Raw genomic sequence first — 5,301 nt, 5'->3', positions numbered from 1 at the left:
GAGCCACGCCCTGCGTGGCTGGGCAGCGCCGACCATCCCGCAGCCACGCAGGGCGTGGCTCTACGCGGTGGCGACCATCCCGCAGCCGTGCAAGGCCTCTATCGCGACCCCTGGCTCGGCCAGGCCCGTCTTTGCCCGGAAAACAACACCCTGCGCTTCAGCGTGGACAAATCGCCCACACTGCGCGGAACCGTGATGCAGCTCGATACCCGCTGGCTGGTGCAGTGGGATACCCTCGGGGCGGATGCAGAACCCTGGCTGCAGGTGGAGCCGGGCACCCCGCCGGCGCTCCGCCTGAGCGCGATCGATCCGGATATCGACTTCAGCTATGACTACCAGGACCTGCACTTCACCCGCATCGGCGATTGCCCTTAGCCTGCTGTTCGCCCTGGCCGCGCCGGCGGTGGTGTCGGCCCAGCCGGTGCACATCGCCCTGGTGCGCACCGCCGAGCAGGCCGGCCTGGTCGACATCACCACGCTGGCGCCGGACATCAAGCTCGACATCCGCTACGCCGGCAGCAACAACTTCACCGGCCGCCCGGTGCCGGGCTACGAAGCCGCCAAATGCTTCCTGCTGCGCCCGGCAGCCAAGGCGCTGGCCCAGGTCGAAGCCGACCTGCGCGCCAATGGCTACGGCCTGCAGCTGTTCGACTGCTACCGCCCGGCGCAGTCGGTGCACGCGTTCGTGGCCTGGGCCAACGACCCGCTGGAACAATCGCGCAAGGCGCAGCAGTACCCCGGGCTGGACAAGCCGGCGCTGCTGGGCGGCTACATCGCCGAAACCTCCGGCCACAGCCGCGGCGCCACCGTCGACCTGGGCCTGCTCGACTGCCGCAGCGACCCCTGCAGCGTGGTCGACATGGGCACCGACTTCGACTTCTTCGGCCCGCGCGCGCATACCGACGCCACCGACATCACCCCCACCCAGTACCGCAACCGGCAGACCCTGCTGCAGGCCATGCAGCGCCAGGGCTTCGCCAACTACCCGCAGGAGTGGTGGCACTACACCCTCAGCCCCGAGCCCAGTCCCCGCACGGCCTACGACGTCCCGGTGCGCTGAGCGCCTACAATGCGCGCTCACCGAACCCACGGATCACGATGAACCTGCCGCTGCACTTTGGATTGCTGGGCACGCTGGAAGCCGGGCTCATTGCCCTGCTGCTGGGCGTGCTGGTGTATGCGTTGTGGCACCGCGTGTGCCGCTGGGCCGGGTGGTCGGATGGGCACGCCATCGGCTGGGCCTGCGTCATCAGCGTAGTGGGCGCGGCCGGCATCGATGCCTGGAACCTGTTCTACATGGGCATGATGCGGCTGGAGTCGCCGCTGTACGCGCGCCTGTTCCTGGCCACCATCCACGATCCGAACGAACTGGGCTCGCGCGTGGTGATTGAAGTGGCCGGTGCGCTCGGTGGTGTTGCACTGGGCTGGCTGATATTCAGTTCCCGCTCAGGCGAAAAAAGCGCCAGCAACCCCTGAGTTTTCGTTTGCTTCCGGTTAAATCCGGGTGCATTGAATGATCGTCTTACCAACCGCTCACCTGCGCGTAACCGCAGGGGTAACGGAGCGCTGCGCGCGTGTGGTTAAGACCGCGTGCGCAGGCCGGTTGCAGGGCAAGGTCGATTCATAAACGGAGTGTCAGTGTGGGGCCGTGCGGAAACAACGAGCCGCGCAACATCCCACAAGGAGACCACCCAAATGACTATTCGCAACCGCAAGCCCCTGATCGCCCTGATCGTCGCCGCCGGCAGTGTTCTGGCCATTCCGGCGATGGCCCAGACCGCACAGCAGAGTGCCGCGCAGGCCCAGACCCAGGCCGCGCAGGCCCAGCAGTCGGCGGCACAGGCAGACCAGGCGGCAGATGCGGCCACCGGCGCGGCCGCCCAGGCCTCGGCGCAGGCCGGCGGCGGCGGTGGCGGCCAGACCTGGTCCAGCGTCGATACCGACGGTGACGGCGCCATCAGCAAGACCGAGGCCCAGGTGAACGCCGGCCTTGCCCAGGTGTTTGACCAGGCCGACACCAACAAGGACGGCAAGCTCACCCCGGACGAGTACAAGGCCTACGTTGCCGCCCAGCAGGGCGCCGCAGCCGGTGGCAACGCTGCGCCGGGCCGCTAACCGCGTAACCGCCTGAAGCCGCTGGACTACGGTGAATGGCCTGGAAGGGCGGCTTGGGCCGCCCTTCCTTCTTTTTGGCTTGGTATCCTTGCCCGATGATGACCTCCATGCCCGCGCCCACCGGCGCCATCGGTCTGGTCGGTTTTGACGGTGACGACACGCTGTGGAAGAGCGAGGACTATTACCGCAAGGCCGAGCAGGATTACCTCGACATCCTGTCGCGCTACATCGACGTGCACGACACCGCCACCGCGCGCCACCTCCTCGAAGTGCAGCAGCGCAACCTCGGCGTGTTCGGTTACGGCGTCAAGGGCATGACCCTGTCGATGCTGGAAGCGGCCATCGAGATCACCGAAAAGACCATTGCCGCACGCGACCTGCAGCTGATTCTGGACATCGGCCACGACACCCTGCGCCACCCGGTCGACATCATCGACGGCGTGCGGGAGTCCGTCGCCGAAATCGCCCGCGATTACCCGGTGGTGCTGATCACCAAGGGCGACCTGTTCCACCAGGAAGCCAAGATCAAGGTTGCCAACCTGCGTGACCTGTTCCCGCGCATCGAGATCGTGTCCGAGAAGGACCCGGAAACCTACGCGCGCGTGCTCGAAGAGTTCGACCTGCCGATGGAGCGTTTCGTCATGGTCGGCAATTCGCTGCGTTCGGATATCGAACCGGTGGTCACCCTGGGTGGCTGGGGCATCCATACCCCGTACGCAGTGACCTGGGCGCATGAAACCCAGCACGGCGTGGCCGCCGATGAGCCGCGCATGGTCGAAGCCGCCACCGCCTTCGACTGGCCGCAGGCCCTGCGCGCCATCGAAGCCAAGGCCGCGGGCGGCTGAACCGGTGAAGCGCCTGCGCCTGCTGCTGGTTGCCGTGCTGCTGTGGCTGCCGTTGCTGGCGGCCGCGCAGCAGACCCCGGAGAAGTCCCATGCCTACCAGGTCCACACCGGTGACGCCTGGGTCGATGCCCAGCTGCAGGACATCAACCATTACGCCGAGCGCTACCCGGAGAGTTTCCTCGACGAAGTAGCGCGCTACGCCAGTGTCCCGCGCGACTATATCGCCGCGCTGTTCTACACCCATGGCTGGCAGGCGGGCGACATCTACTTCGCCTGCTTCTGGGCCAAGGCCACCGAGCGTTCGTGCCGGGATGCCGTGCAGGCCTGGTCGCGCTTCGTCCCCGACGAAGGCGACGACAAGCGCTGGGCCGAAGTGGTGACCAAGATGCCGGTCACCCCCAGCAACCCGCACTGGCGCACCCTGCGCCACGCCATCGTGGCCAGCCACGACCACTGGGACCGCCCGGTCACCCTCGACGCCACCCTCAAGCGCCAGCTCGGCGACCGCGCCCAGCGCGACAAAGCCGCTGCTGACGCCGAAACCAAGCGCGCCCGCTGACCCTCCAAGCCCCATCTGCGCCGGACTACCGGTAGGGTCGCATCCCGATCGACTGCCGTGGAACTGTCCGCGTTCGGTGATGGCGTGACCTTCGGCGGGGACGGCTCTTGCTCCGTTTCGAGGTCATGCCTTACCGGGTGTTGACCGGTTATCGGCGGTCGTTTGGGAACCGACCCTACCCATCCATGCGACGTGTGGGGCACCCTCGTCAATGCTGCTGTGCACCTCGCCGCATCCCGCTTCCTCGGCGACAATGGGGACCTGCTGTTCCCCGTGATCCGTTGCCGAGTACGTAATGAGCGCCGACCGTTTCGTTTCACCCGACGATATCCGCAGCCTGTTCGCCCAGGCCATGTCCACCATGTACCGCACCGAAGTGCCGCTGTACGGCACCCTGGTCGACCTGGTGGCCGAGATCAACGATGCCGTGCTCACCGACAACCCGGCGCTGGCCGAGCAGCTCGAGCGCAATGACGAGCGCGGCCGCCTGGCGCAGGAACGCCACGGCGCCATCCGCGTCGGCACCGCCGACGAGCTGGCCACCCTGGGCCGCGTGTTCGCGGTGATGGGCATGCACCCCATCGGCTACTACGACCTCTCCGTGGCCGGCGTGCCGGTGCATTCCACCGCCTTCCGGCCGCGCACCGCGTCCGCGCTGGCCGCCAACCCGTTCCGCGTGTTCACCTCGCTGCTGCGCCTGGAACTGATCGAAGACGAAGCCCTGCGCGACGAATCCGCACGCATCCTCGCGCGCCGCCGCATCTTCACCGATGAAGCGCTGGCGCTGATCGACCAGGCCGAACGCGAAGGCGGGCTGGACCAGAACGACGCGCGCCGCTTCGTGCTGGCCGCGCTGGAAACCTTCCGCTGGCACAGCGATGCCACCGTCTCGCTGGCCACCTACCACGCCCTGCACGACGCCCACCGCCTGGTGGCCGACGTGGTCAGCTTCCGTGGCCCGCACATCAACCACCTCACCCCGCGCACGCTGGATATCGACGCCGCGCAGGCCGGCATGCTGGCCCGTGGCATCGATGCCAAGGCCGTGGTCGAAGGCCCGCCGCCGCGCCGCTGCCCGATCCTGCTGCGCCAGACCAGCTTCAAGGCGCTGGAGGAAACGGTGAACTTCCCCGATGGCGAAGGCGGCGATGCCGGTACCCACACCGCGCGCTTCGGCGAAATCGAACAGCGTGGCCTTGCCCTCACCCCCAAGGGCCGCGCGCTGTACGACCAGCTGCTGGCCCAGGCGCGCGATGCCGGCGGCGCCGGCAGCACCGGGCAGGATTACCCCACGCGCCTGGCGGCGGCGTTCACCGCGTTCCCGGACGACCACGACACCCTGCGCCGCGAAGGGCTGGGCTACTACCGCTACGCACTCACCGATGCCGGCCGCGCCAACCCGGCCGCCGTGGCTGACCTGCCGGCCGAAGCGCTGGTGGCGGCAGGGCTGGCCAGTGCCGACCCCATCGTCTACGAAGATTTCCTGCCGGTCAGTGCCGCGGGTATTTTCCAGTCGAACCTCGGCGGCGAAGAGCAGCGTGCCTATGCCGCCCACGCCAACCGCGATGCGTTCGAGCAGGCGCTGGGCATGAAGGTAGAAGACGAGTTCGTAATCTACGAGCGCCTGCAGCAGGAGTCGCTCGACCGCCTGCGCGGTTGACGCATTGCGTGCGCCACGACCAACGGTCGTGGCCTACCGGCGATCACCACCGCGAATGGCCGGGGTGTACCGGCAATCACCACCGCGAATGGCCGCGGTGTACCGGCCATCACCGCGGCGAA

6 protein-coding genes and 1 pseudogene are annotated in these 5,301 nt (G+C 67.8%); all 7 read left to right on the top strand.

The genetic code is table 11. The annotated features are described in order from the left end of the window. Window positions 1-375: pseudogene (locus QMX79_RS19860) on the top strand (penicillin-binding protein); the annotation flags it as partial. Continuing rightward, entirely contained in the window at window positions 329-1,060 is a 732-nt protein-coding gene (locus QMX79_RS19855) for a M15 family metallopeptidase (RefSeq protein ID WP_282248312.1), read from the top strand. The pseudogene QMX79_RS19860 and the gene QMX79_RS19855, both read left to right, overlap by 47 nt. A gap of 38 nt (window positions 1,061-1,098) precedes the next feature. After that, on the top strand, window positions 1,099-1,476 hold the full coding sequence (locus QMX79_RS19850; RefSeq protein WP_282248311.1) for a hypothetical protein: 378 nt from the start codon (window positions 1,099-1,101) through the stop codon (window positions 1,474-1,476). Between the two features lie 219 nt (window positions 1,477-1,695). Continuing rightward, entirely contained in the window at window positions 1,696-2,115 is a 420-nt protein-coding gene (locus QMX79_RS19845) for an EF-hand domain-containing protein (protein WP_282248310.1), read from the top strand. A 95-nt stretch (window positions 2,116-2,210) separates the two neighbouring features. Further along, entirely contained in the window at window positions 2,211-2,960 is a 750-nt protein-coding gene (locus QMX79_RS19840; RefSeq protein ID WP_282248309.1) for an HAD family hydrolase, read from the top strand. 4 nt (window positions 2,961-2,964) lie between these two features. Then, a complete protein-coding gene (locus tag QMX79_RS19835) occupies window positions 2,965-3,519 on the top strand; it encodes a hypothetical protein (RefSeq protein WP_282248307.1) in 555 nt (184 codons plus the stop codon). Window positions 3,520-3,814: 295 nt separating this feature from the next. Continuing rightward, window positions 3,815-5,179: a VOC family protein gene (locus QMX79_RS19830; protein WP_282248306.1), complete on the top strand. Its 1,365-nt coding sequence runs from the start codon at window positions 3,815-3,817 to the stop codon at window positions 5,177-5,179. Window positions 5,180-5,301: the final 122 nt, after the last annotated feature.

It is taken from the genome of Stenotrophomonas sp. PS02300, assembly GCF_029959395.1.
Taxonomy (GTDB): Bacteria; Pseudomonadota; Gammaproteobacteria; order Xanthomonadales; family Xanthomonadaceae; genus Stenotrophomonas; species Stenotrophomonas maltophilia_AD.
The sequence above is the reverse complement of the archived record's forward strand: the minus strand, read 5'-3'. Positions and strand labels throughout refer to the sequence as shown.

Excerpts from the sequence above, each read along its gene's own strand:
- QMX79_RS19855 (WP_282248312.1), top strand. The coding sequence starts at position 329 with ATGACTACCAGGACCTGCACTTCACCCGCATCGGCGATTGCCCTTAGC.
- QMX79_RS19850 (WP_282248311.1), top strand. The coding sequence starts at position 1,099 with ATGAACCTGCCGCTGCACTTTGGATTGCTGGGCACGCTGGAAGCCGGG.
- QMX79_RS19845 (WP_282248310.1), top strand. The coding sequence starts at position 1,696 with ATGACTATTCGCAACCGCAAGCCCCTGATCGCCCTGATCGTCGCCGCC.
- QMX79_RS19840 (WP_282248309.1), top strand. The coding sequence starts at position 2,211 with ATGATGACCTCCATGCCCGCGCCCACCGGCGCCATCGGTCTGGTCGGT.
- QMX79_RS19830 (WP_282248306.1), top strand. The coding sequence starts at position 3,815 with ATGAGCGCCGACCGTTTCGTTTCACCCGACGATATCCGCAGCCTGTTC.